The sequence below is a fragment of the Photorhabdus africana genome (assembly GCF_035181445.1).
GTDB lineage: Bacteria > Pseudomonadota > Gammaproteobacteria > Enterobacterales > Enterobacteriaceae > Photorhabdus > Photorhabdus laumondii.
Genome location: NZ_JAXBVE010000266.1, coordinates 1 through 253 on the forward strand (window position 1 = coordinate 1; position 253 = coordinate 253).

Below are 253 nucleotides of genomic sequence, written 5' to 3' on the forward strand. Positions count from 1 at the left end.
CCTCTGCCTTTATGAGTGCCCGACGTGTTAGCTTCCTCCCCCTTCACCAGATAGTTGATTGCCTGACTGCCCATCACACCGAGTACAGTTTGTTTGATATTGTTGAAGAAAGAGGCCAGTTTATTGCTTTCCGTATTACTCGCTGCAACCGCCAGGCTGTAAAAATCCCCCTCACCTATCTTAATCGCCAGATTATTGCGCGCATAAGCGGCATTAACCGCTAAACCCTGCCCCACCTGGATATTGGCGTTAC

Annotated in this window: 1 protein-coding gene; it reads right to left on the bottom strand. The window is 49.4% G+C overall.

Features of this window, described 5'->3' with window-relative positions; translation table 11 throughout:
• Positions 1 to 253, bottom strand: a 253-nt coding sequence (locus tag SLS51_RS23700) for a hypothetical protein (protein ID WP_323840904.1), incomplete at both ends; no start/stop codon positions are given.